The 23,821-nt window shown below is 40.9% G+C and carries 20 protein-coding genes and 3 pseudogenes; 17 read left to right on the top strand and 6 right to left on the bottom strand.

The features are described from left to right. The first annotated feature begins 108 nt into the window (after positions 1-108). From ELQ35_RS13165 to ELQ35_RS13150, 4 genes are all read left to right on the top strand, one after another. Complete coding sequence (locus ELQ35_RS13165) at positions 109-1,569, top strand: sodium:solute symporter family protein (protein WP_126865290.1); 1,461 nt, start codon at positions 109-111, stop codon at positions 1,567-1,569. Between the two features lie 22 nt (positions 1,570-1,591). After that, positions 1,592-1,774: a hypothetical protein gene (locus ELQ35_RS13160; protein ID WP_126865289.1), complete on the top strand. Its 183-nt coding sequence runs from the start codon at positions 1,592-1,594 to the stop codon at positions 1,772-1,774. After that, the gene (locus ELQ35_RS13155; protein WP_126865288.1) at positions 1,771-2,523 is read left to right on the top strand and encodes an SDR family NAD(P)-dependent oxidoreductase; all 753 of its coding nucleotides are present in this window, start codon (positions 1,771-1,773) and stop codon (positions 2,521-2,523) included. Before ELQ35_RS13160 ends, ELQ35_RS13155 begins: the two co-directional genes overlap by 4 nt. Before the next feature lie 594 nt (positions 2,524-3,117). After that, the gene (locus ELQ35_RS13150; RefSeq protein ID WP_126865287.1) at positions 3,118-3,960 is read left to right on the top strand and encodes a nitrilase-related carbon-nitrogen hydrolase; all 843 of its coding nucleotides are present in this window, start codon (positions 3,118-3,120) and stop codon (positions 3,958-3,960) included. Between the two features lie 56 nt (positions 3,961-4,016). Here ELQ35_RS13150 and ELQ35_RS13145 read toward each other — a convergent pair whose 3' ends face one another. Both ELQ35_RS13145 and ELQ35_RS22840 read right to left on the bottom strand, forming a co-directional pair. Continuing rightward, positions 4,017-5,129 (bottom strand): metallophosphoesterase, encoded by a 1,113-nt coding sequence (locus tag ELQ35_RS13145; protein ID WP_126865286.1) that lies wholly within the window; start codon positions 5,127-5,129, stop codon positions 4,017-4,019. Positions 5,130-5,295: 166 nt separating this feature from the next. Beyond that, positions 5,296-5,388 carry a putative holin-like toxin gene (locus ELQ35_RS22840; protein ID WP_221884969.1) on the bottom strand — a complete coding sequence of 31 codons (93 nt, stop codon included), beginning with the start codon at positions 5,386-5,388 and terminating at the stop codon, positions 5,296-5,298. 230 nt (positions 5,389-5,618) lie between these two features. Between ELQ35_RS22840 and desA the strand changes: the two are divergent. The 3 genes and pseudogenes from desA to ELQ35_RS13130 form a co-directional block, all read left to right on the top strand. Continuing rightward, positions 5,619-6,458: pseudogene (gene desA / locus ELQ35_RS13140) on the top strand (Delta(5) desaturase DesA); the annotation flags it as partial. Positions 6,459-6,626: 168 nt separating this feature from the next. Then, complete coding sequence (locus ELQ35_RS13135; RefSeq protein ID WP_126865284.1) at positions 6,627-7,763, top strand: sensor histidine kinase; 1,137 nt, start codon at positions 6,627-6,629, stop codon at positions 7,761-7,763. Beyond that, a complete protein-coding gene (locus ELQ35_RS13130; RefSeq protein ID WP_126865283.1) occupies positions 7,760-8,359 on the top strand; it encodes a response regulator transcription factor in 600 nt (199 codons plus the stop codon). Before ELQ35_RS13135 ends, ELQ35_RS13130 begins: the two co-directional genes overlap by 4 nt. A 199-nt stretch (positions 8,360-8,558) precedes the next feature. On the opposite strand, the gene ELQ35_RS13125 is transcribed toward ELQ35_RS13130, so the two are convergent. Continuing rightward, complete coding sequence (locus ELQ35_RS13125) at positions 8,559-9,254, bottom strand: uracil-DNA glycosylase family protein (RefSeq protein WP_370873405.1); 696 nt, start codon at positions 9,252-9,254, stop codon at positions 8,559-8,561. Between the two features lie 341 nt (positions 9,255-9,595). Between ELQ35_RS13125 and ELQ35_RS13120 the strand changes: the two are divergent. Then, positions 9,596-9,808: pseudogene (locus tag ELQ35_RS13120) on the top strand (bile acid:sodium symporter family protein); the annotation flags it as partial. A 51-nt stretch (positions 9,809-9,859) separates the two neighbouring features. Further along, entirely contained in the window at positions 9,860-10,717 is an 858-nt protein-coding gene (locus ELQ35_RS13115) for a pirin family protein (protein WP_126865281.1), read from the top strand. A 139-nt stretch (positions 10,718-10,856) separates the two neighbouring features. Here ELQ35_RS13115 and ELQ35_RS13110 read toward each other — a convergent pair whose 3' ends face one another. Further along, complete coding sequence (locus ELQ35_RS13110; protein WP_126865280.1) at positions 10,857-12,416, bottom strand: class I adenylate-forming enzyme family protein; 1,560 nt, start codon at positions 12,414-12,416, stop codon at positions 10,857-10,859. Positions 12,417-12,702: 286 nt separating this feature from the next. On the opposite strand from ELQ35_RS13110, the gene ELQ35_RS13105 reads away from it, so the two are divergent. The 5 genes from ELQ35_RS13105 (at position 12,703) to ELQ35_RS13085 (ending at position 18,462) form a co-directional block, all read left to right on the top strand. Next, positions 12,703-13,887 carry an acyl-CoA dehydrogenase family protein gene (locus ELQ35_RS13105; protein WP_126865279.1) on the top strand — a complete coding sequence of 395 codons (1,185 nt, stop codon included), beginning with the start codon at positions 12,703-12,705 and terminating at the stop codon, positions 13,885-13,887. A 12-nt stretch (positions 13,888-13,899) separates the two neighbouring features. Further along, positions 13,900-15,060, top strand: coding sequence for an acyl-CoA dehydrogenase family protein (locus ELQ35_RS13100; RefSeq protein WP_126865278.1), 1,161 nt, complete (start codon positions 13,900-13,902; stop codon positions 15,058-15,060). A 270-nt stretch (positions 15,061-15,330) separates the two neighbouring features. Further along, complete coding sequence (locus ELQ35_RS13095; protein WP_126865277.1) at positions 15,331-16,323, top strand: MBL fold metallo-hydrolase; 993 nt, start codon at positions 15,331-15,333, stop codon at positions 16,321-16,323. Positions 16,324-16,587: 264 nt separating this feature from the next. Then, on the top strand, positions 16,588-17,493 hold the full coding sequence (locus ELQ35_RS13090; protein ID WP_126865403.1) for a DMT family transporter: 906 nt from the start codon (positions 16,588-16,590) through the stop codon (positions 17,491-17,493). A gap of 15 nt (positions 17,494-17,508) precedes the next feature. Then, on the top strand, positions 17,509-18,462 hold the full coding sequence (locus ELQ35_RS13085; RefSeq protein ID WP_126865276.1) for a TRM11 family SAM-dependent methyltransferase: 954 nt from the start codon (positions 17,509-17,511) through the stop codon (positions 18,460-18,462). 251 nt (positions 18,463-18,713) lie between these two features. Here the strand turns inward: ELQ35_RS13085 and ELQ35_RS13080 are convergent, their stop codons facing one another. Both ELQ35_RS13080 and ELQ35_RS13075 read right to left on the bottom strand, forming a co-directional pair. Beyond that, positions 18,714-20,222 (bottom strand): aminotransferase class V-fold PLP-dependent enzyme, encoded by a 1,509-nt coding sequence (locus ELQ35_RS13080; protein ID WP_126865275.1) that lies wholly within the window; start codon positions 20,220-20,222, stop codon positions 18,714-18,716. Between the two features lie 85 nt (positions 20,223-20,307). Further along, positions 20,308-20,457, bottom strand: a pseudogene (locus tag ELQ35_RS13075) (DoxX family membrane protein); the annotation flags it as partial. A gap of 110 nt (positions 20,458-20,567) precedes the next feature. Between ELQ35_RS13075 and ELQ35_RS13070 the strand changes: the two are divergent. Genes ELQ35_RS13070 through pdxA form a run of 3 tightly spaced genes read left to right on the top strand, consistent with a single transcriptional unit; the run spans position 20,568 to position 23,682 of the window. After that, a complete protein-coding gene (locus ELQ35_RS13070) occupies positions 20,568-21,347 on the top strand; it encodes a DeoR/GlpR family DNA-binding transcription regulator (protein ID WP_126865274.1) in 780 nt (259 codons plus the stop codon). Then, complete coding sequence (locus ELQ35_RS13065; protein WP_126865273.1) at positions 21,344-22,663, top strand: four-carbon acid sugar kinase family protein; 1,320 nt, start codon at positions 21,344-21,346, stop codon at positions 22,661-22,663. The genes ELQ35_RS13070 and ELQ35_RS13065 overlap by 4 nt, the downstream gene beginning before the upstream one ends. After that, positions 22,660-23,682 carry a 4-hydroxythreonine-4-phosphate dehydrogenase PdxA gene (pdxA, locus tag ELQ35_RS13060; RefSeq protein WP_126865272.1) on the top strand — a complete coding sequence of 341 codons (1,023 nt, stop codon included), beginning with the start codon at positions 22,660-22,662 and terminating at the stop codon, positions 23,680-23,682. The genes ELQ35_RS13065 and pdxA overlap by 4 nt, the downstream gene beginning before the upstream one ends. Positions 23,683-23,821: the final 139 nt, after the last annotated feature.

The following is a 23,821-nucleotide window of genomic DNA, read 5'->3' as shown; positions in this document are numbered from 1 at the left end:
TAAAAAGCTATCAATTTTTTAAGAATAGAGACGTCTTAGAATTCGACAGACGCACTAATTTCTCGACAAATATATCCTTAATTATGCGTTAAGACAGGGGGATTTTTGATGGAGTTACTACCCAGCTCATGGGCATGGATCATCATCATTGTTTCAGGAATTTTGATGTTTGGCAGTTCGTGGTGGATTTACAAAAAGTCAAAGGTCAATGATGCCGAAACATTCATGGTTGCAAGCAGAGGCGTAAAATGGGGATTAATAGCAGCTTCTGTTGCCGCCACAGAGCTCTGGGCGGGTTCGTTGCTTGCTGCGGCAGAAGGTGCTTATACTTGGGGGGTCGCCGGTTTATATATTTATTGGCTGCCTACCCCAATCAGCTTTACCATTTTTGCATTTATTGCTACTCGAGTAAGAAAGTTAACTCCTGATGGTGTAACCATTGGTTCTTTTGCAAAGCAAAGATTTGGTAAATCAGGTCACATTATCTTTACCTTAATTGCCATTTGGATTATGGCCTTATTTACAATGCTGCAGATCATTGGAGGAGCAGCATTTTTTAGCGGCATGTTTGATATCGGCTACACGACAACGGCAATTGTGCTAGCAGCCATTTTTCTCGGCTTTTATTTAATAGCCGGACTTTGGTCTACACTTATTACAAGCTACATCCAATATTTTATCGTTGTACTCATATTGCTAGTGATGGTTCCGGCCGTATATATCAAACTTGGCGGAGCCGGAAATATTTATGATATGATGGTCGCCAATCTCGGAAATGCTGAACCGGAAAAACTCAATTTGTTCCGCTTGGACGCTATTACAAACTATTTATTAGTCCAATTTTTCTCTTTCGGCGCCATTGCAACCCTTTCAAACTACGCCTGGCAAAGAGCCTTCGCGGTTGAAGAGAGCGGCGTAAAGAAAGGATTAATTTGGGGTGGTTGGAGTTGGGCGCCACTGGCTATGGTTAGTACATTAGTGGGTGTAGTCGGTTTAGCACTCGGTTTAAAACTGGATTATCCTAGCGATGTGTTCCCGCGAGTGATTTCAGAAGTTTTGTCTACACCGTTTAGTGTATTTTTGGCGGTCGCGGTATTGTTTGCCATTTATTCTACCGGATCCGCTTATCTTGGTGCTATAAGTTCACTTGTCACCAGCGACATTTATGAACAATATATAAATAAAAAGGCGTCACCTCAACAATCTCTTACATTTATTAGACTTTCTTCTGTTGTCATTGCCATACTGATTGTCATTGCAACTATATTATTGCAGAAGGTTTCTTTGCTTACCGCGATGTTAACGGTTGGTGCCTTCGTAGGCGCACCGTTTTTCCCAATCGTGCTCGGACTCTGGTGGAAGAAAACCAGCTCCTTTGCGGTTGTCACTGCAATCAGTGTATCGGTTGTTTTGGTATCGATATTTTTGCTTACTAATATAATCCCACAATGGTTAGCCTATTTAATTTGTATCCTTACATCCTTAGTTCTTACCATATTGTTATCGATAATTAAACCGGATAATTTTGATTTCAATCAGTTAAAAGAAGATCTGAATCAAAATACTTGAAAATTTATAGGAGGATCCAAAAATGAGGGAATTTTTCATCTTTTTCTCCTACTTCTCTTTTGCAAGCCTGGCTTTCACTTGTGCAGTCCTCACGTATCAGATTTTTAAACATGGAATTGGAAAAACTGGAAGTGCAGATGAGGATGGTACCAAAAAATCAGAATATAATCAAAATCTAGAAGACAGGGAGAAATCTTTCTTATGAAATTAAAAGGAAAAGCAGCGATTATCACAGGAGCGGGACAGGGAATCGGTTTGGGTATTGCTAGAGCATATGCTGAGGAAGGAGCAAACCTATCACTAAATATTTATGGGAAAAATCCAGAAGAAGTTGATTCCATCATAACCGAGCTTAAAAATTATAATGTCGATGTCATCGTCTCAGAAGAAGATATTACGAAAGAGTCCACAGTTAAAGAAATGGTAGATAAAACCATAGAACGGTATGGCAGAATCGATATTTTAGTCAATAATGCAGGCATTATAACTGAGAGTCTGGTTCATGACATGCCAGTTGAGATGTGGGACCAAATGATCGACATTGATTTGAAAAGTGTGTTTTTAATGACGAAGTATGCTGTGCCACATATGATAGAGCAAAAATCAGGAAGAATTATTAGTACTTCTTCTCAATTGGGTCAAAAAGGCGCAGTTAAAATGAGCCATTACGCAGCCGCAAAGGCAGGGGTAATAGGATTTACAAAGTCTATCGCTCTTGAGCTTGGACAATACGGCATTACGGCCAACTGTATCGCCCCGGGACCGACGGATACAGAACTTTTTGCGGGGCTAAGTGAAAGTTTTAGGACGAGTAAAAAGGCGGAACTGGTGATACCGCGTTTTGCCAGAGTGGATGAAGTTGCACCGACTGCCGTATTTTTGGCTTCTGATCCAGAGGGTAATGTTTATACAGGTCAAACCTTAGGACCTAACAGTGGGGATGTCATGTTGTGAAAATCATTTGGCGACGGTGCGATTGCTTAGTATGAACCAGGTTTTCTGAAGGAATATTGATTTCTTTCGTTTCACAACCTTCATAAACAAAGTTTTCCAGCAAGAAGTCTCTCGTAATGAAGCTTTATCGTACTGAAAAAAACGTTGTTTTAAAACCGAGTTTTCAAAAAACTCCCTCAGACTGTTGATCCGCTGAGGGAGTTTTTCATGCTTGAACATCCCTTGATTGACATTTTTAAATTCCAAAAAATATCGTTTTTAACGACCCTCAGCTGGCTATTTGATTGGGCTTATTTGCTATAAAAAATTTTTTCTTCCAGCATCTTGTCAGCGGCTATTGAAATAATAGATAATGCATAGTAGGGCATTTTGAAGTTAATCGTCTTGGGCTGCCATTGAATGCGGTAATACCCGTGAAAAATAGATTTCCAATAGCCGCTGGACTGGGATCGAAAGAAATCGTTAAACCGGTCAAATCCTGGAATGCATTAGAGATGATTTGCGGAAATGTAATGAATTCCCCTGGTTGGAAATAGCGGTTAATTTCTTGATCTGAGTGCCTTATAAAGAGATGAATATACGAGGGGAATTACGATGAGATTAGGGATAGCTCAGGTTGCACCTGTAATTGGCGATGTAGATGCCAATTTGACAAAAATGATCGAGATTATGCGAACGAACAAAGGGAAAGCGGATATGCTTGTTTTTCCGGAGCTTTCACTAACAGGATATGACCTTAAAGATCGACTATATGATGTAGCGTTAACAACGGATTCGCAAGAAATTGCTCGGGTTTGTGAGGCATCGTTAGAAACAGGGATGAACGCCGTTTTTGGATTTGTCGAAAAAGGAAAATCTGAAAAAATATACAACTCAGCGATGATGATCAAGGATGGCCAGGTTAGTATTGTTCAGAGAAAGATTTATCCTACAAATTACGGTGTTTTTGAAGAGGGTAAATATTTCACAAAAGGAAAAAAAGTAAAAGTCGAACAAATAGGTTCTTTTACTTCCAGCATGTTGATTTGCAATGATTTATGGCACCCATCATTGCCGCATATTGCAGCTCATCATCACGCTTCGCTGCTGATTGGTTTGATTAATAGTCCGGAAGGCGGCCTTGGCAGTAAATATTCCAGCTCTGTCGGCTGGGCACGTGTTGGACAATTTTATGCAGGGATCTATGGGTGTTATGTAGTCTTAGTGAATCGTGTTGGGACTGAAAAAGGACTTAAATTTTATGGAAACTCAATGATGATAGATCCATACGGAGAAATTATCGCCCAATGTCCTTATGGAGAGGAATTCGTTCAAATCTGTGAAATCGATTATAAAGCGGTGAAAGAGATCCGAACGATATTGCCTATCATGCGAGACGAAGATATCCATTTAACGATGCAGCATTATAAAGAAATTTCCAATCCCGATTTTGACTAGGATATGGATATAGCAAATAAAGCCGCCTAGTAAGGCGGCTTTTAAGTTACAATAATCTAGATAAAAATTACGTCAATTTGCAAAATTTCCGATCTGCCGCCGATTCGCAGCGGCGGCCCCCAGAATCCAAAACCAGAAGAAACAAATGCATGAAGCTGTTCTTTTTTTAAATAGCCCCAATCCAATTCGTACATTTTCTTGGTGATGAGATGGTTAGGTGCCATTTGTCCGCGATGAGTATGACCTGAGAATAGAATGTCCACTCCATTCTCCTGTGCTTGTTTCAATTCGAAAGGCTGATGGTCCATTGCAATAATCGGATAAGACCTGTCAATGTCTGTTAGCAGTTCTTTAAATGTCTTTCTTTCTTTATCCGTTTTGTCTTTTCTTCCAATGAGCTGAAAGCTATTCCCGATGGTCAGCCTGTCATCGGTCATAATCGTAATATTGATTTTGTTCATTTGTTCAATAAATTCAGGAATTTTTCCGCCATAGTACTCGTGGTTGCCCAAAACCCCAAAGACGCCCAATGGGGCTTTTAATTGACTCATGATGGACCCCATGTTCTTTTCAATGAATGGTTCAGGCTCATCATCAATGATATCCCCCGGCAACAGAATTAAGTCAGGTTTAATCGCTGTAATTTTTTCTACTAATCTCCTCAAGTGCGATATTCCCGACAACCTTCCAAAATGCATATCAGAGGCCACAGCGAGGCGAAGAGAAGTTCTGCTGCCTTTCTTTTTCGGGACCTGGATCTGATATTTCCTTACTACAGGAATGTATGCATTGAATAGCCCATATGCAAAAATAATCGCAAACAAAACGATTACAGAAATTCCGACAAAGTATATGGCCGATGATACCTGTACAGGAGACCATTTTAAAAGCAATACAGCCAAGTCCGCGATCGGTAAAAGAATCAAGCCATATTGAATGACCGCCATCCAAACATAGCCGACGCTTCGCAATACCGCTACATATTTGGATAATCGGCCAAGCACAAAAGAATAAGAGAGCAATACAAAAACAATGCTATAAAGCAACGGATTTTGAACATCAAAGGCAACTCTTAGCCATTCCCAGCCGTTCCACCCTATATAAAACAACACACTGTTGAACAGCACAAATATGAATCCAAACTGGGCAATTCTTTTTAATTGATTCATCTATGATTCTCCCTTTTATCAAAAACCTACAACTCGATTTTATCACAATAGATCAATTTCGTACCAACTGGGAGAGTTTTTGCTATTCTGTATAGAGCAATGTATAGTAGATTAATAAAATATGATGGACAATTTTTTAAAAAAATAACACGCCTTTTCAGCGTGTTTAAGAATTTTTATCATGGTCGTTAAATTTTAGAACAGCGACTACAAACATGCCAAAGCTAAGCATCAGGGACAGAACTTCGAAAGTGCTCATTTATAATTCGCCTCCTTACATACAGCCTGCCCCGATCCAAGTTTGTCCTATACGAGGTTATAGAGGAAAAGTTGAACAGATATCTATAGGGTTTTTTGATGGACTGAATATGACATTTATCACATTGTGTACATGACAGGTATGACTGCAAAGATTCATTTTTTTTCGTTATAATTTGATTTACCAAATGTAGAAGGGAATCAACCCACTATGAACAAACAAAATCATATGGATTTTTGACACGGATTTTCATTATTTTTCATGATTGTTGTCATCAATCTTTCTTTAAAAACCGGCGCTTAAATAATATTGTTGGTACAATAACCGGTATTTTAACTCTGTTCCCCTATAGCCAATGGAAACATAGCCATTCCATTCATCACGCGACTAGCAGCAATTTAGATAAACGAGGTACAGGAGATATATGGGTCCTTACGATCGAGGAATATTTGTCAGCACCTCTCTGGCGCCGGATGGCATATCGGATCTATCGGAATCCGTTTGTTTTGTTTGGCTTGGGGCCAATATACGCTTTCCTTTTATCTAATAGATTTAACAGGAAAGGTGCCAGGTTGAAGGAACGCATGAACACGTATACAACGAACATTTCGATTGTTGCTCTGGCTGGATTGCTTTGCTGGGCAATCGGTTGGGAATCCTTCCTTTTAGTACAAGGACCGATCTTTTTTATTTCTGGCTCTATCGGAATCTGGCTTTTTTACGTACAGCACACGTTTGAAGATTCTTATTTTGAAGAAAATGAAGATTGGGACTACGTAAAGGCAGCCGTGGAAGGGAGTTCTTTCTATAAGCTTCCCAAACTCCTCCAATGGCTTACAGGCAATATCGGCTATCACCATGTTCACCATCTAAGTCCAAGTGTACCTAACTATAAACTTGAAGCCGTACACAACAACACGCTCCCTCTACAGAATGTACCAACGATTACTTTGGCGACGAGTTTGCGCTCACTCCAATTCCGTCTGTGGGACGAGCAAAGCAAAAAGTTTGTCATGTATAGAGATCTCAAATCTTTTTCGAAAGAAAGAGTGTCTAAAGCACAATCCTGATAGATATGCGAATAAAATTCTTTCTCCCTCCTTTTTTCATAACCTATAGCGTTAATGCTCTGATAAGAAACAGGGAGGGGTATAAGAATGATCACACAGGTTATTAGTAGATGGTTCCTTGTTGTGATAAGATAACAAATATCTAAAACCGTAAAAGAGGTTTCGATCATGTTAAAAAGGTATCTGATATTCCTGAAAAGTACAGGGATTTCTCCTTATATATGGACTATTCTTAGCATTTTACCGTTTTATTTTATTTTTCAATCCTCCTCAGTGATCGAAATAGCTGTCGGCATATTGCTGACAATCTTATTCTTTATTTTCTACCGGATTGCATTTATTTCGATAGGATGGCCGATTTATCTGTGGACGTGTATCCTCATTGGCATTTCGGTTACATCAACAATCCTTTTCAGCTATATTTATTTTGCCTTTTTTATTGCCTATTTTAACGGCAACATAAAAGATCGTGTCGCTTTTTTGACGTTATATATAGTTCACTTGGTCAGCACGACAGTGTCGATCAACTTTAACATTGCGCTGCAGGAAGAATTTTTTTTAATACAATTGCCATTTGTGGTCATCATTTGGATTAGCGTCATTCTCCTCCCATTCAGCATCCGTAATCGCAAAGAGCGGGGTCAACTCGAAGAAAAGCTGGAAGATGCCAACAAACGGATTTCCGAGCTTGTGAAATTGGAGGAACGCCAGCGCATTGCCCGCGATCTTCATGATACACTGGGACAAAAGCTTTCCCTCATTGGACTAAAAAGCGATTTGGCACGGAAATTAATTCACAAAGATCCCGAACAGGCCCGTAATGAATTGAAAGACGTTCAACAGACAGCGCGAACGGCATTAAATGAAGTAAGGAAGATAGTCTCGCAAATGCGCGGGATTCGCTTGAATGAAGAAATCCTCCTCGTTAAACAAATACTCAAAGCAGCGCAAATTGATTTTGTGGGTGAAGAGGAGATCCATTTAACGAATGTTTCGCTGCTGACTGAAAATATTTTGAGTATGTGTTTGAAAGAAGCTGTGACCAATGTCGTTAAGCATAGCGGCGCTACTTCCTGTTATATCTCTGTTGAGCAAACATGGAATGAAATCGTGATTATCGTCCGGGATAACGGAAACATCAATGTGACAGAAGGTGACTTTGCGAAAGGTAACGGGCTAATTGGAATGAAAGAACGTCTGGAATTCGTCAACGGAAGCCTGGAGATTAACACGCAGGAAGGAACAACCTTATTCATTAAGGTACCGAATGACGTAAAACTGACAGATATGGAGGAACTTAAATGATTCGAGTAGTAATTGCTGAAGACCAGCGAATGCTGTTGGGAGCCTTGGGTTCTCTGCTCAATTTGGAAGAGGATATGGAAGTCGTCGGCAAAGCATGGAACGGAGAAGAAGCGATTGCTCTCGTGAAGCAATTTCAACCGGATGTTTGTATCATGGATATCGAAATGCCGGGAAAGAACGGACTCGAGGCAGCAGAAGTGCTCAAAGGGCTGGGCTGCAAAGTGATTATTTTAACAACTTTCGCCCGTTCCGGTTACTTTCAAAGAGCTTTAAAAGCAGGGGTAAGCGGCTACCTATTGAAAGACAGCCCGAGCGAAGAGCTGGCCAGTTCCATCCGCAGCATCATGGCAGGCAGGCGGATTTATGCCCCGGAACTAATGGATGATGTTTACAGTGAAGAGAATCCTCTTACCGAACGCGAAAAGGAGGTATTGGAACTCGTTGCCGATGGAAAAAACACAAAAGAAATCGCTGATGAGCTTAAATTAAAAACGGGAACGGTCCGAAACTATATTTCGACGATATTGGATAAACTTGAAGTGAAGAATCGGATCGAAGCAATTACCCAATCCAAAGAAAAAGGCTGGTTTAAATAAAGTTGAATGATATCGAAATATCCCTATCGAGACCTCATGATATGGGATATTTTTTTAAGTTAAGTTACCTTTTGGCTTAAAAGAGAACAGTTTTCGCTTAAATCACAGGTGTTATCGCTTAATTATCCGTTTTTTCGCTTATAAAAAGCGTTTTTCTGCTTGAATCAATGTTCACACCTCTTTAAGGATACATTACAGATTAAATTTTCGAGCTTTTTTCCGCCCATCTTTCAACGATCCCCTTGAATGAATCAACGTGCTCTTGAAATTGCTTTTTTCGATGCACATTTGCGCCGGATGGGTGCGGAAAGCCAAATAGGCAAGTATCTCCAGGAAACTTTTTATCAGTAATAAGCGTGCGAACAACTTGTTCAACGGATTTACCAAGAGGAATAATCAGCGAGGGGTTATTAAGCTCTGCAATTTCTTCTGGAAATTCCTCATAGGCATACCTGGATAGCATAGCTGAGCGATCTATTTTTGGACGATACCCTGTGTAATTTTTCTTTTGGTAAAAGACAGGATATCGAATAACCGATGTAGTGTGCAATAGATGTCTTTTTTCGGTAAACAGCGACGCTGAACTGGCTGTATGTACCGCTTTTGCAATACCGCATTCATCCAACATTTCAATTAAGTTAGCCCTCATCGTGCCGGAAAAGCTTGCGGCTATTTTCGCTTTTTTTACAAGCTGTTCCGGAGAATCACCTTTTTTGATGCTTTCAATAGCTTGTCGAAAAGCTGTTCTCATCTGTGTCCACCCCGGAGTGATGCCAACAATGACGATGCTTGCATCTTGATTGATGTAATCGTTATGGGGCGAATAGTAGATCTCTAAATCTTCGTGTTCTTCTATCAAAAACTGTTTTGTCAGCAAATCGTCTTTGCTAAGCATACTCTTCTGGGGTAATTGAGTGATTGCCTCCAGAAATTCTTCTAGACGTCTATTCCGATAAGACAAAGTAAGTATCCTCCATAAAATAATTCCTTTCATTAGTATAGCTCTATATGGAAATATTATTGTAATAAAACGATAGAATGGAGGCGTTTTAAAAAGGTGTTTCCTTCTTGCTTTTTAAAATAGTTAAAAAGTTTAAAATATGCTTTCATGACTTCATAATTTATAGTAAAATATCGGTATTTAAAATATTTAATCATTTATTTTAACATCATTAAGGAGGTTGTCATGGGATTTATAGAGAGAGTCAGCACATTTGCTGGCAAAACATTTACTTTTTGGGTGGGATGGACTTAGCTAAACACAAAGCAGTCGCAATGGCGGTCGGGATGCAGAATTCCGGTGTTGGTGTGGCGATAGCGACGGCACATTTTTCACCTTTGGCCGCTGTACCAAGCGCCATTTTCAGCGTCTGGCATAACATTTCAGGCTCGATTCTTGCTTTTATTTTCAGCCGGATGAAAGATGAAAAAATCGAAAAGACCGAATAGCCTGAGGTCACGAAAAATGCTGATTAGACGAAAAAAGAGAGGAAATATATAATGGAAAATTATAAACAAATTGAGCAAATTTTTGGCGGTTCAGAGCCTTTTCAAGTCGGCGATTTTCAAGTGAAAAATTACCTTCCCAAATACAGCGATCCCCAAAGGATGAGTCCGTTCTTTTTAATGGATCATGGCCCGTCCATGACATTTGCGGCTATTTCCGGCAAGGGCAGAACAGATGGCTTGCACCCGCATAGGGGGATTGAAACGGTTTCGATTGTATTTGAAGGGAGTATTACCCATTTTGATACTAAAGGGAATGGCGGCACTATAAATAAGGATGAGGTGCAATGGATGACAGCCGGGTCCGGGATTCAACATATGGAGTTTCCGGAACTTCCTGAAGGCGGAGCGGTCGATTTCGTTCAACTCTGGATTAATCTCCCGAAAGTACACAAACTGACTGGCCCGAAATATCAATCCCTTTCTATTGATAAAATTCCAAATGTCTCCCTTCAAGATCAAGAGGGAACAGTAAGGGTGATCGCAGGAGAATACAACGGGATAATCGGACCTGCATCTACTTTTACTCCTATGAACATGTATGACGTTCGCCTTAATCGTAATGGAAAAGCGACCATGTCTCTTCGGAGCGACTACAATACAGGCATTTTTATCTTGAAGGGCTCAGTAGAAATCAATGAGGAAAGAAATGTATCAGCCCAGCAATTTGTCCTTTTTAAAAATGAAGGCGAAGATATTTTATTGAAAGCCACCAGTGAAAATGCGATTATTTTGGTTCTTAACGGTGAACCTCTTAATGAACCGATAGCCCATCGCGGACCGTTCGTCATGAACACAGAGGAAGAACTCATCCAGGCTTACAAGGATTATCAGGATGGGCTGTTTGATTAAGGTTAGAGGTCCCGGGATTGCGAAAATGTCTTTTCAAATGCCCATCAGGACTTCTTGAACACTGATGGGCATGGAGAGATCAAAACACTATATTATGGTCTAGCAACATTTACCGATCAACGGTTTTGAAGTATAAAAATTATGAGAAGCTAAAATCGGTGGTTTCATACATTTCCCTTAATTTCCTTTTGAGTATTTTGCCTACTCCGTTTCTTGGCAGCTGTTGGAGAAAGACAACACGTTTAGGAGTTTTGTATTTTGCCAGTTTTTGTTGGCTATAGGCGATGATTTCTACTTCGGAAACAATCGACCCTGGGTTTTTGACGACACAGGCGACGATTTCCTCACCAATTCTTTCATCGGGAATGCCAATGACGGCCACTTCTGCAACAGCTTCATGGGACATAATTACTTCTTCAAGGTCTCTCGGGTAGATATTAAAACCGCCGCGGATAATTAAATCATTTTTCCGATCCACGATATATAGATATTCATCGTTGTCCATGGTTGCCAGATCTCCGGTGAACAACCAACCATCTTTGATTGCTTTCTTCGTTGCTTCTTCCAAGCCGTAATATCCAGTCGTAATATTATCGCCTTTGACAATCAGTTCGCCAATTTCACCCTTTGGCACGTCAGTTACATTTTCATCAACAACTCGTACTTGAACCCCCGGGATGGCGACACCTACGGATCCAGGTTTAATAGGCATGCCTTCCCTATGGGCTGCTACTGTAGGGGCTGCTTCAGAAAGCCCGTAGCCTTCCCGGATTTCAGCATTGAATTTCTGCTTGAAAGCATGGATCACAGCAACCGGTAAGGCTGCGGATCCACTGCCTACCGATTCTAAACTTGAGAGATCATATTGGTCAACATTAGGGGAGGAAACCATGGCATACAGCATAGCTGGGACCGCAGAGAAGGCCCTGACGTTATATTTTTCAATGCATGCAAATACCCGATCGACGTCAAATTTAGGAAAAATAACCACAGAACTGCCTAAAAGAAAGCATGAGTTCATCATTGTAAAGCCGTATACATGCGCTAATGGCAAAACCCCTAAAGTTGTGCCCCGGCCTGCGTCTTCCCGGTCGTTTAATAATTCGTACGCAGACATCGCACTGCTGTAAAGGTTCTTATGAGTAAGCATGACCCCCTTAGGCCTTCCAGTCGTACCTGATGTATAAAGGATGACAGCGGTATCACTTTCCTGTGCATCTGTTAACAGCTCGTGGGAGTTTTCTATCGTTTCGATTTCTTTATATAGTTCAATAATTTCATAACCATCAAAGACATCTTTGTTTTCTAGCTGATCGACAACAATGAATATTGGCTTATATGCAAGGTCTTTGGAGGCTTCAATCATATTGGGAAGGACTTGAGAAGATGTGATGATCGCTTTTGCTTTAGAATCATTCAGGATAAAGTGGATTTCTCTTGGGTGGAGCAGGTGCATAACAGGAATCACTATACTTCGTGAACGAAGGATCCCTTGATACGCGAAAATGACTTCAGGGCAATTGGGGATACTGACAACCACTCTTTCACCATCGGCAATATCGTGATTTCGTAATAAAATCGAGAATTTTTTCGCCATTTTTTCGACTTCAAGGTTGGTATATGTTTTATCCTTATAATAGAGAAAAGGATATTCCCCATAATGTTCTTTCGTATGGTCGATTAAATTGGTTAAAAGCATAAAAGCCCTCCCTTTTTAGAAAAATTAATGGAAAACATTTGAATTTATAACTGGATTGTACCAGATTAATATGAATTATGAAAGCGTTTTCTTTTTATAAACTGTCATAAAGATAAATGATTGAAAAATGTTTTTACTGGAAAAAACAACTATGATATGATTATCCGAAATAATAGAAATATTGTGAATACCGATGATTGCCCTTGTTAAGTATGGAGGGATTCAAATCTTGCAGACCCGCCTGAAGTATACTTCAAAAATGAATAGGTTAGGAGAGATGAGGAATATGGATTTATCATTTAGTCCGCAGCAAGAAGAATACCGGCAGCATGTCCGGGAATGGCTGCTCGACAATATTCCAGAAGGATGGGGAACACCTGAATTCAATTGGCCCGATGATGAAGCGGAACGAGGCAAGATTTTAAGAGAATGGGACCGCAAGCTTTATCAAGGCGGTTTTGCCGGGATTTCGTGGCCCAAGCAATACGGAGGCCAGGGATTAACACATGTTGAAGAGATCATTTTTGACGAAGAAGCCGGGAAGCTTAATGCACCGAGCGGCGTTAATGTATTGGGTAAGTTATTATTGGGACCGACCTTGCTGCTATTTGGCACAGAAGAACAAAAACAACGTTTCCTTCCGCCGTTGCTTCGCGGGGATGAAGTGTGGTGCCAGGGTTTTTCTGAACCAAATGCAGGCTCTGACCTGGCTGCCATCCAAACGCGCGCAGAATTACAAGGTGATAGATGGATGATAAATGGGCAAAAGGTCTGGACCAGTTTTGCACACCATGCGGATTGGTGTTTTGTATTAGCAAGGACCGATCATGAAGGGCCAAAACATAAAGGAATTACCTTTTTCTTAGTTCCGATGGATACTGAAGGGATTACCGTCCGTCCTCTCGTTCAAATCAATGGGAATAAAGATTTTAACGAAGTCTTTTTTGATAATGTTTACATACAGGCGGAAAACGTGGTTGGAGGAGTCAATAACGGCTGGAAGGTAGCGATGGGCACGCTCGGGTTTGAACGTGGAACTTTGGCGCTTGGACGCCAGGTGAGGTTCCAAAACGAGTTTAATAACCTGGCAAGGATCAGCTCATCACTTTCAAAGTCGGGTGAAACAGTAAGTGAAAGCAGCTATTATCGTCAAAAGATGGCAGAATTGTTCGCAGAAATCCGGATCCTTCGCTATCACGGATTGAAAACAATCAGCCAGTTATTAAATGAAGGGAAATTAGGACCGGAAGCTTCCTTACAAAAGTTATTCTGGTCAACGATGCATGTGAATATGGGTAAATTAGGCCTCGAAGTATTAGGTGAGCATGCACCATATATAGGAGAGGAAAGCATAGCCCGAGGCGCTTTGCAGGATATTGATTTGGGCTCGCGCGGGGCAATTATATATGCAGGGACAACACAAATACAAAAAAATATTATTGCTGAGAGAATTCTCGGCATGCCAAAGTGAGGTGCTCAGAAGATGTTTTTCGGATTTACTGATGAAGAAAAAATGCTGCGCCGAAGCGTAAGAGAGATGTTTAAAGCCCGCAATACGTCAGAGCATGTACGGGCGTTCATGGAGAATGTTACTATTTCCAATGATATGAAGAAGCTGCTTGCAGGGCAGGGTCTGTTAGGAATCATAGATTTAGACGGTTCTGGAGAAGATGGAAAAGGAATGATGAATGCTATTTTGATAGCACAGGAAGCAGGCCGCCATTTATTGACTTATCCTCTACTTGAAGCAATGGCAGGCTTAGCTGCACTTAAAACCTGTACCCAACAAACTCAGCTGGTCTCAGAGGTTGAGGATGGCAAAAAGGTGCTGACAATCGCCTGGGTTAATGTTGATGCAAAAGCTCGGAAAACAAAGGACGGATATGTCTTAAACGGGACTCTGCGCGAAGTTCCGTTTGCCCGCGGCGCGGATATCATTCTGGCAAATGTGCGTGCAGCCGGAATGGGCTTCACTCCGGAAGAAGAAGAAACGCTTATTGTCCTGGACGCAAAAAGTCCCAACATCAGCATTCATAACGCTAATTCGTTGGACGAGACTTATCCATTGTACGAGATAAATCTCTTCAACTATCCGCTTAGAAAAGAAGCTGTCGTTAAAGGATTTGGAATGGGAACAGGCCATGAATTGATGACGAAAATGCGGCAGATCGGCGCATTGCTTGTGTCCGCCGAACTGGTCGGCTGCTCAGAGCGGGCTTTATATGTAACGGTAGAATATACGAAACAGCGCAAACAGTTTGGTGTATTGATCGGCAGCTTCCAGGCTGTTAAACATATGGCGGCAGACATGTATTTGCAAGTAGAAAGCGGTAAAGCTGCCGTGGAATATGCAGCCTGGGCTTTAGAGACAAATAATGAAGAAGCAGATCTAGCGGTCTCGATTGCAAAATCGTATGCATCGGATGCTGGGATCCAGGTATGCGGTGATGCCATTCAAATGCACGGAGGAATTGGTTTTACCTGGGAAAACGACATGCATTTGTATTTTAAACGGGCACGGCGAAGCGCAGCCGTCCTAGGGGATGTCTACTCGCATCGGGAAAAAATTGCAAAAGTGGCCATTGATGAATTAGCGTGTAAGTCTGAAGTTGAAGCCAGGAGGGTAGTACATGCCCCGGTGTGATGGAAATAGGTAAGCGACAGTCAGGGCATTCCTTACAGGGAATGCTCTTTCTCTGATTATAGAACAAATTTCACTGATTGGTTGTGAAGGATCGAACTTACCTGCCTACCTTTGCTAATTTCCTTCTTGAAAAATACGTCGGGAGGAATCAATCGGATAAGTAGAATGAATGGCTATACTGATTCACAGCTTGAACCGCAAATGTTTTTTTAAATTGAATAGATTATTATTGTATAATAAAAATAAAATGTAATAAAGAAGGTAAATACGATGGGTGTGTGTTCTAAAGTGAGAACGTTCAATCAAACAGCAGGGGTAGAAATGATCGAGCTGCCGACAGAATGGCCTGTGGGTCCTGTGAATGTATTCTTAATTTATGGAGAGAAACTGACATTAGTTGATTGCGGCAGGAAATTGGAGAAAGCGTGGGGTCAATTTAACGCAAGCTTAAAACAGCGAGGATTAACGATTATGGATATCGAGCAAATTGTCCTCACACATCATCATGATGACCATATAGGGTTCCTGGATTGGATTTTGGAGAAAAACCCTATTCCCGTATATGCCCATGCTAATTGCCGTCCATACTTAACACAGGATGTTGATCATTTTCAAAGAGGTGCTGAATTTTTCAGTACCTTTTATCGAGAGTTTGGTATTCCAAAAGAACAAGCTGAAGAACTTGCAAATTCAAAAGCTTGGAATCAAGGACTAAAGAATAAAATACAAATCACGATGGAGCTAGATGGGGGTGTAGCTATTCCTGGTTTATCCGAATGGCAAGTCATTGAAACAAAAGGCCATGCACAAAGCCATATCTCCCTGTATCGATCAAGTGATCATGTTCTATTGTGCGGTGATCATCTTATAAAACATAGCCCGGCCGGAATATTTCTCGAAGCACCAATCTTTCCAGAAACAGAACGTTCGAATCCGTTAATCCAATATGTGAATAATCTAAAGAAATGCTTGAGCTTCCCCGTTGATATCACACTCTCAGGACATGGCGAGGCAATTCAGAATTTGCCTGAACTTATAAACGAGACGCTGCAAAAGATAGACAAACGAGCAGGCAGGGTCAAAAGCAAGCTAGTAAACCGCAAAAAAAGCGGCTTTGATTTGGTCAAAGAACTGTATCCCGATAGATTTGAAGATGCTATGATCTTACTGGCCTCCGATACAATCGGCTTATTAGATCTCCTATTTGAAAGAGGGGAGATCATTTCAGAAAAAAGGGATGGAGTTATTTATTATTCTGTTTAAGCGGCTTATTTTACGTTTTGTTCGAGTTTTTAAGCTAGAAAACTAACTTCTCTTAACAAAGGTACTCTAGTAAGAGTACATGGAATATGTTATTCTTTAATAATATTATTTCGTAACTCGGAAGAAATGTTTTCTGCTCTGGCCAGATTAATCCTGACACTCGAAAAATCATGAACGCGAGATACCGGCCGAGTAATTAGTCATATTACTGGGAAGGTGTTCGCTTCCCCGTACTTCAAGAAAGAGGATGATAGTTTGGCAAAGATGTATGTGCTTCTGGTATTCGTCATGGTGGCATGGGGATTTAATGTGTCCGCAACAAAGCTACTTGTGGACCAATTCATGCCTGTCACAATAACGGCTCTGCGGATTTCCACAGCCGGAATATCCGTTTTTATAATTCTTTATTTTTTAAAGCTGCTGCGTCTCCCTTCGAAAAAAGAAATTCCCGCTCTTATTCTCGGTGCTATTTTAAACGTTGCAGGTCATCATTACTTTTTATCGATAGGACTGAAAAATACGTCGGCGGTAAATGGCGGGATCATTTTGGGGGTAGGACCCTTGATCACAGCGATTTTATCTATTGTGCTGCTTGGAAGCCGCTTTACATTCTTTAAATGCATCGGGTTCATTATCGGATTTGCAGGGGTGTTAGTAACGGTTTCGCAAGGAAAGTCAGAAGTAAACGGGTTTTCCTCGGGGGATATTGATGTTTTTATCTCGATATTTTCACAATCTCTAAGTTTTATCTTGATTAAAAAAGTATCGAAGACGATGGATCCCCGTTTATTAACCGGCTACATGCTTGCCATAGGGTCATTTCTGCTATTCATCATTAGCTTATTAATCGAACCCGATGGCTTCAGAAACATAACAGAAGGATCAGCTATAGACTATTTCGTATTCTTTTCATCGGCAGTCATTGCAACCGCTGTTGGCCATATGTGCTATAATCATGCGATTGGAAAAATTGGAGCAGCAGAAACATCTGTTTTTATGAATTTATCACCCTTCTTCTCACTGATTGGCGCTGCCCTTTTTCTTAATGAAAAAATCTATGCTACCCACTTAACTGGCCTGGTTTTTATTATTTTAGGGGTACTGATCGGTTCTGGAGCCTATAAACAATTAGGGAAATCGAAACGGATGAAGCACAAATTGACGCTGTAGAGGGATGGGAATAGATTGAATAATCATAGACGAAGACGTGAGTTTATATATACTTATGCATGCAGCGGGGAGGAACTTTCTTTATGCCTCATGGAGATGCGGTCCCTTTTTGGAATTGAGTCACAATCTAACATTCTAAAAAGCTCAACCGAAATTGATCCCAGCAGAAGTCCGTTTATCAAGGAGCGAATCGAAGTGATGTACGAAGGGGATGATCTGTCTGAGATTTTGACGCAAGTAGAACATATTCGTTTGTATGAATCGACGTTCAAAGTGATCTTCGTAAAAATTAACGATCTGAAAGAAACGGAAAAAATAGAGTACCAGGAACGACGCGTAATTGAGCGCGAAATAGGCTGGCGTATCGAAGCGGAAGCCGACGTACATCATCCAGACCATTTGTTTGGCGTTGTTACCCTGGGCGGACGGTGGTATTTCGGGAAATATCGTAAAAGCGAAGCGATTTGGCTTCATCACTTGAAGAAACCACGCGAATATTCCACGGCACTTAGCACGCGAGTAGCCAGAGCTGTAGCGAATATCGCCGTTCCGAAACCTGTTGGAGTTCGAGCAATTGACCCATGTTGCGGTATTGGAACAGTATTGGTGGAAGCACTTTCCATGGGCATTGACATTGTCGGCCGCGATATAAATCCTCTCGTCACAAGCGGGTCAAGGGAGAACATTGCTCATTTCGGGCTTAAAGGGGACGTAACGACGGGACCCATCTCAGATGTCTCGACAAACTATGATGTAGCTATAATCGATATGCCTTACAATCTATATACTCATGCTACACCTGAGGACCAGCTCTCGATTCTCCGCCATGCCCGCCGTTTTGCAAACAAAGTGGTTGTGATAACAATTGAAACGATGGATCAGATGATCGAAGAAGCTGGATTTGAGATCACAGACCGCTGTCTAGCCAAAAAAGGATCCTTTTCGAGGCAAATAATTGTCTGTGGGTAATGCAATTCAAGATAACGAAAAATAGTATCTCATTTTTTAAACCAAAAATTTGAGGTGATTCCTTGAAAAATCATCTTTTAAGCTCAATGGATGTGGCATCAGCATGCTGGTTTCTACAAACTTCCCTATATCAGAAACTCACTTTAAAGTAGAAAAAACTAACCTATTCGAGAATACGAATAGGTCAACGGTTTTCATTTCGGTTAAGTAAACCCATTTCAAAATATCCACACCAATAATTGCTTGGAACATTATGGACCCTGCAGCCGAAACAATTCCTCCGATTGATCCCTTTCCTGATGGATGTAAAAATAATCATTGCTTTTTGGGTCATATAGATACTCTTTTTCCCATTCTTTGATATTCTCAATGATCAGCTTCAGTGACTTTACAAATCCATATACCTCTTCATTTGTCATCGTTGGATGGACAGAAATGCGGACCCAGCCAGGTTTTGTAGACATATCTCCTTGATTGATCTTGTCGCTTATCGAATTCGATGTTTTCTCATCAATTTTCAACAAGTAATGTCCATAGGTGCCGGCACAGGAACAACCGCCCCTGACCTGATAGCCAAACCGATCATTCAAAAGCTTCACGATTAAATTATAATGGATGTCGTCTGAAAAAAACGAAACAATTCCGAGACGGTCTGTAATTTTACCATCTAAAATATGAATTCCAGAAATACTTTCCAAGCCTGGAAGGAGCAGATCCATTAGTTCCTTTTCCCTTTTCAGGATGTTTTCCGTGCCCATTTGTTCCTTCAGTTTTATACATAAAGCCGTTTTTATTGTTTGCAGGATCCCAGGAGTTCCGCCATCTTCCCGTATCTCAATATTTTCGAAATATTGATGCTTTCCCCAAGGATTTGTCCATGTTACGGTTCCGCCGCCAGGATGATCTGGTACTTTGCTCGTGTATAGTCTTGAATCAAAAAGCAAGACTCCATTGGCTCCAGGTCCTCCGAGAAACTTGTGGGGCGAGAAAAAGATACCATCGAGCTTTTCGATAGGATCCTTTGGATGCATATCGATATCCATATAAGGAGCAGAAGCTGCAAAATCAATGAAACAAATCCCGCCATGTTCATGCATTTTCCGTGCTAATTGATGGTAAGGAGTTTGAATGCCAGTCACGTTGGAACAAGCTGTAAAAGAACCAATTTTCATAGTCCGACCAGCATAGCAATTGAGCAATTGTTCAAGCTGATTCAAGTCGAGCTTGCCATCGGTCCCTGGCGTTATCACTTCCACATCTCCAATCGTTTCAAACCATGAAGTATGATTCGAGTGATGTTCCATATGTGTGACAAAAATCACCGGCCGCTCACTCTCCGGGATATTGATTTTGCTGATGAACTTTTCCGGAACTTTTAACCCGAGAATTCTTTGCAGCTTATTTACCACATCAGTCATGCCCGAACCACTGGCTATAAGTACGTCATCTTCATCGGCATTTACATGATTCTTAATAATTCTCTGCGCTTGTTTGTAGGCCAGCGTCATGATGGAACTAGTTGAATTCGATTCGGTATGTGTATTGGCCATAAAAGGGCCAAAAACTTCACTAACCTGATTTTCTACCGGTCGATAAAGCCTGCCACTCGCGGTCCAGTCCGCATAAACAATTCTCTTCTTTCCATAAGGAGTGGTAATACCTTGGCCGTTTCCAATAATATGCTTTCGAAACGGCTCGAAATACATCTCAAGCTCTCCCGAAAAGTAACACTCATTGTCTCCGATTCTTACTGTTATCATTCAATCCCATCCTTGGGTACTGCCATTCATTATTTACTATATGAAGTTAACTTTTTATGGTTCATATCTTATCCAGTAGGATGTTAATATAGGCAAAATTCATTATAAGCCCCATTAATACAGCATAAGATGTGAAAACCCCCAAAATTAAACCAATACCGACCCACAACTCTCCCCAAGGAACTATAACATTAAACAGACCAACGTTTGGAAATGCAAATTCATTTATACTGGACTGATTATGAGCTAATTGATTTTTATTTTCAAAAGATTATAAAAAGTTCTTGAAATATTGAACAGAAAACAACATAATAGAACATAAGAAAACTTAAAGGGTGAAAATTTATGTTACCTTTAGAAAGAAAACTTCAAATTCTAAAACAGATAGAAAAAGACGGAAAAGTCGAAATTGAAGAGTTAGTTGATAGGTTAAATGTTTCAAGCATGACAATACGAAGAGATCTTAACCATTTGGAGAAAGAAGGAAAAATTGTAAGAACTCATGGGGGCGCGTTACCCGCAAATGTCTTGATAGCAGAAACGCCTTATATAGATAAATCAGTTACCAAAACTGAACAAAAACGCTCAATCGCGCGATATGCTGCGACATTAATTCCAACGAATTCAAACATTATCCTTGATTCTGGAACAACAACCCTGGAGATCGCTAAAGAAATAAAAATGCGAGATGATTTAACCATTGTTACCAATGATCTTAAAATAGCCGCCGAACTGCTGGACTGTCCTTCTCAAGTTATTTGTACAGGAGGGTCGCTTCAGAAAGGAGTTGGAGCTATGTTTGGACCCCATGCACAATCAATCCTCAAACAAATTAGAGTGGATATTCTCTTCCTGGGGACTCATGCTATCGACTTGCGAGCCGGTTTATCGGCTCCCACTATGGAAAAAGCATTGATCAAACAAATGATGATAGAATCCGCATCAAAAACATGGGTAGCGGCGGACTCTAGTAAGTTTAATAAATGCTCCTTTTCTCAAGTTTGTCCGCTTCAGTCAGTCGAAGCGATCATTACCGACTCTGAGCTTTCGGATACAGATGAAAAGCTATTTAATGAATATGTAAAAATACAGATCGTAGAGGAAGGAGGGGAAGAGGCTATATGAAAATCGCTGTGATTGCAGATGACTTAACTGGAGCAAATGGAACAGGAGTTCTTCTGACGAAAAGTGGGTTTTCAACAGCCACTATCCTTCAAGGTTTGTCTGGTATAAAGTCTTTTAATTATGATGCTGTATGCATTGATACAGACAGCCGTTATCTTCGTAAGGACCTTGCCTATAGAAGGGTGGGGGAAGCGGCATCGCTCATGCTTAATCAGGGTGTGCAGCTCTTTTGCAAACGGATCGACAGCACTATTAGAGGGAATATCGGAAGCGAAATTGACGCTGTTCTAGATACTATTGGGGGTGATTCTGTAGCTGTAGTGATGCCGTCATTTCCTGCTTCCGGCCGGACAACCGTCGGAGGATACTTGCTTGTCAACGGTCTTCCTGTACAAGAGACGGAAGTAGCAAAAGATCCTCAATGTCCATTAAACGAATCATTTGTTCCATGGATCATATCGAAGCAGACGGATAAAAAAATAGACCATGTCGGTATGGATGATGTACTTAAAGGAGAAGACAAAATTGCCCAAAGATTAAATGAATTTGTTGAAAATGGCAACAGGATTATTGTCATCGATGCTGCTACTGATGATCAAATTGAGCATGTAGCAATCGCGATGGAGAAATTACATCATGTGTTTGTTCCTGTAGATCCAGGTCCGCTTACTCTTGCTTATGCAAAAAGAAAGTATGCCAGCCTTATCGATAATTCGAAAATACTAGTCATCATCGGCAGCTGCACGTCATTAACGCAAAAGCAAATTAATCACCTTATCGAGAAAATGAGTGTAAAGCCGATTTATATTGATCCATTGCTTTTGGCAAGTGCTGATATGGAAGCAAGGAACAATGAGATAAATAAAAGAGTATCTGAGGGTTTGGATCGATTGAAAAGGGAAAGCGTTATCGTTTTAACAACAAACCATCCAGAGCAGCCTTTACTTGATTTAAAATCCCTTGCTGGTAAGCAAAACACATCCGAAGCATCACTGGCTAAACGAATAACTGATGGTTTAGCGATCATCAGCCAAAAAGTGATTCGTGGAAGCGAGGTTGCGATAAATGGATGTTTTTCAAGCGGAGGGGATGTTACCGCGTCACTTTGTGCAACAGGGAAGACTCATGGCATCCAACTAATCGATGAAGTAATTCCGCTGGCAGCTTATGGTCAATTTATTGGCGGGTATCTTGACGGGATGTCTATTGTAACGAAGGGGGGACTTGTTGGCGACGAAGGAGGCATTACTACTTGTGTTCGTTTTTTAATAAATCAATTATCAAAATCTTTAAATAAAAAGGAGAATGTATCATGACAGAAACTTCCGAAAGACCAATCATTGCAATCCCAATGGGGGATCCTGCAGGCATAGGACCTGAAATCACAGTGAAAGCACTGTCCAAAGGCGAGATTTATGAAGTTTGCCGTCCAATTATGATTGGCAATAAGGAAGTGATGAACCAAGCTATCGGCTTTGCGGGATTAGACTTATATTTGAATACGGTGGCAAATCCTTCTGAAGGAAAATACCAACACGGAACAATTGATATTATTCATTCAGACAATGTAGATATTCAGAAATTACAGGTGGGGGAAGTACAGGCGATGTGCGGGCAGGCTGCCTTTGACTATATTAAGACATCCATTGAATTTGCAAATGCTGGAATTGTTGATGCGATTGCAACCACGCCAATCAATAAAGAATCGTTAAAGGCGGCAAATGTTCCATATATCGGGCATACTGAAATGCTTGCCGGGCTTACTGGTGTTGATGATCCACTTACCATGTTCGAAGTCCACTCCCTAAGAATCTTTTTCCTCACAAGACATCTGTCTTTAAAAGACGCTATCGGACAAATAACCGCAAAGCGAGTGTATGATTATTTACATCGCTGTACTGCAGCCTTAAACCTCTTGGGGATTGATAATCCGAAAATCGCTGTAGCCGGATTAAACCCGCACAGCGGTGAACACGGATTATTCGGACGTGAAGAGGTCGATGAAATTGAGCCTGGAGTCAAGAATGCATGCAAAGATGGTATTCATGCTTTTGGACCAGTACCTGCCGATTCCGTGTTTCATCAGGCATTGCATGGAAAGTATGACGCTGTTCTTTCCCTATACCATGACCAAGGACATATTGCTGCTAAAATGACAGATTTTGAACGAACCATTTCGATTACCAACGGGTTACCATTCCTTCGCACCTCCGTCGATCATGGCACTGCATTTGACATTGCCGGAACAGGAATTGCCGCGTCGGTCAGCATGGAAGAAGCCATCAAGCTTGCAGCTAAATATGCCAAACAGTTCCGTGCTGCACAAAAAGCTTAGCTAAAAGAATTAACAAACTGAGATTTGAAAGCGTCTAAAAAGAATGTTTAACAGGTTTTAAAAGAGTCTATAAAACAATCATTTTAGTTTTATAGTGGCTTTTGTCAAATTTTTAATCATCCAAATACTCAAGAGGAGG

It is taken from the genome of Peribacillus cavernae (assembly GCF_003989135.1).
Taxonomy (GTDB): Bacteria; Bacillota; Bacilli; order Bacillales; family DSM-1321; genus Peribacillus; species Peribacillus cavernae.
The sequence above is the reverse complement of the archived record's forward strand: the minus strand, read 5'-3'. Positions and strand labels throughout refer to the sequence as shown.

Coding starts and splice junctions, on each gene's coding strand:
- ELQ35_RS13165 (WP_126865290.1), top strand. CDS start 109: ATGGAGTTACTACCCAGCTCATGGGCATGGATCATCATCATTGTTTCA.
- ELQ35_RS13160 (WP_126865289.1), top strand. CDS start 1,592: ATGAGGGAATTTTTCATCTTTTTCTCCTACTTCTCTTTTGCAAGCCTG.
- ELQ35_RS13155 (WP_126865288.1), top strand. CDS start 1,771: ATGAAATTAAAAGGAAAAGCAGCGATTATCACAGGAGCGGGACAGGGA.
- ELQ35_RS13150 (WP_126865287.1), top strand. CDS start 3,118: ATGAGATTAGGGATAGCTCAGGTTGCACCTGTAATTGGCGATGTAGAT.
- ELQ35_RS13145 (WP_126865286.1), bottom strand. CDS start 5,129: ATGAATCAATTAAAAAGAATTGCCCAGTTTGGATTCATATTTGTGCTG.
- ELQ35_RS22840 (WP_221884969.1), bottom strand. CDS start 5,388: ATGAGCACTTTCGAAGTTCTGTCCCTGATGCTTAGCTTTGGCATGTTT.
- ELQ35_RS13135 (WP_126865284.1), top strand. CDS start 6,627: ATGTTAAAAAGGTATCTGATATTCCTGAAAAGTACAGGGATTTCTCCT.
- ELQ35_RS13130 (WP_126865283.1), top strand. CDS start 7,760: ATGATTCGAGTAGTAATTGCTGAAGACCAGCGAATGCTGTTGGGAGCC.
- ELQ35_RS13125 (WP_370873405.1), bottom strand. CDS start 9,254: ATGCTTAGCAAAGACGATTTGCTGACAAAACAGTTTTTGATAGAAGAA.
- ELQ35_RS13115 (WP_126865281.1), top strand. CDS start 9,860: ATGGAAAATTATAAACAAATTGAGCAAATTTTTGGCGGTTCAGAGCCT.
- ELQ35_RS13110 (WP_126865280.1), bottom strand. CDS start 12,416: ATGCTTTTAACCAATTTAATCGACCATACGAAAGAACATTATGGGGAA.
- ELQ35_RS13105 (WP_126865279.1), top strand. CDS start 12,703: ATGGATTTATCATTTAGTCCGCAGCAAGAAGAATACCGGCAGCATGTC.
- ELQ35_RS13100 (WP_126865278.1), top strand. CDS start 13,900: ATGTTTTTCGGATTTACTGATGAAGAAAAAATGCTGCGCCGAAGCGTA.
- ELQ35_RS13095 (WP_126865277.1), top strand. CDS start 15,331: ATGGGTGTGTGTTCTAAAGTGAGAACGTTCAATCAAACAGCAGGGGTA.
- ELQ35_RS13090 (WP_126865403.1), top strand. CDS start 16,588: ATGTATGTGCTTCTGGTATTCGTCATGGTGGCATGGGGATTTAATGTG.
- ELQ35_RS13080 (WP_126865275.1), bottom strand. CDS start 20,222: ATGATAACAGTAAGAATCGGAGACAATGAGTGTTACTTTTCGGGAGAG.
- ELQ35_RS13070 (WP_126865274.1), top strand. CDS start 20,568: ATGTTACCTTTAGAAAGAAAACTTCAAATTCTAAAACAGATAGAAAAA.
- ELQ35_RS13065 (WP_126865273.1), top strand. CDS start 21,344: ATGAAAATCGCTGTGATTGCAGATGACTTAACTGGAGCAAATGGAACA.
- pdxA (WP_126865272.1), top strand. CDS start 22,660: ATGACAGAAACTTCCGAAAGACCAATCATTGCAATCCCAATGGGGGAT.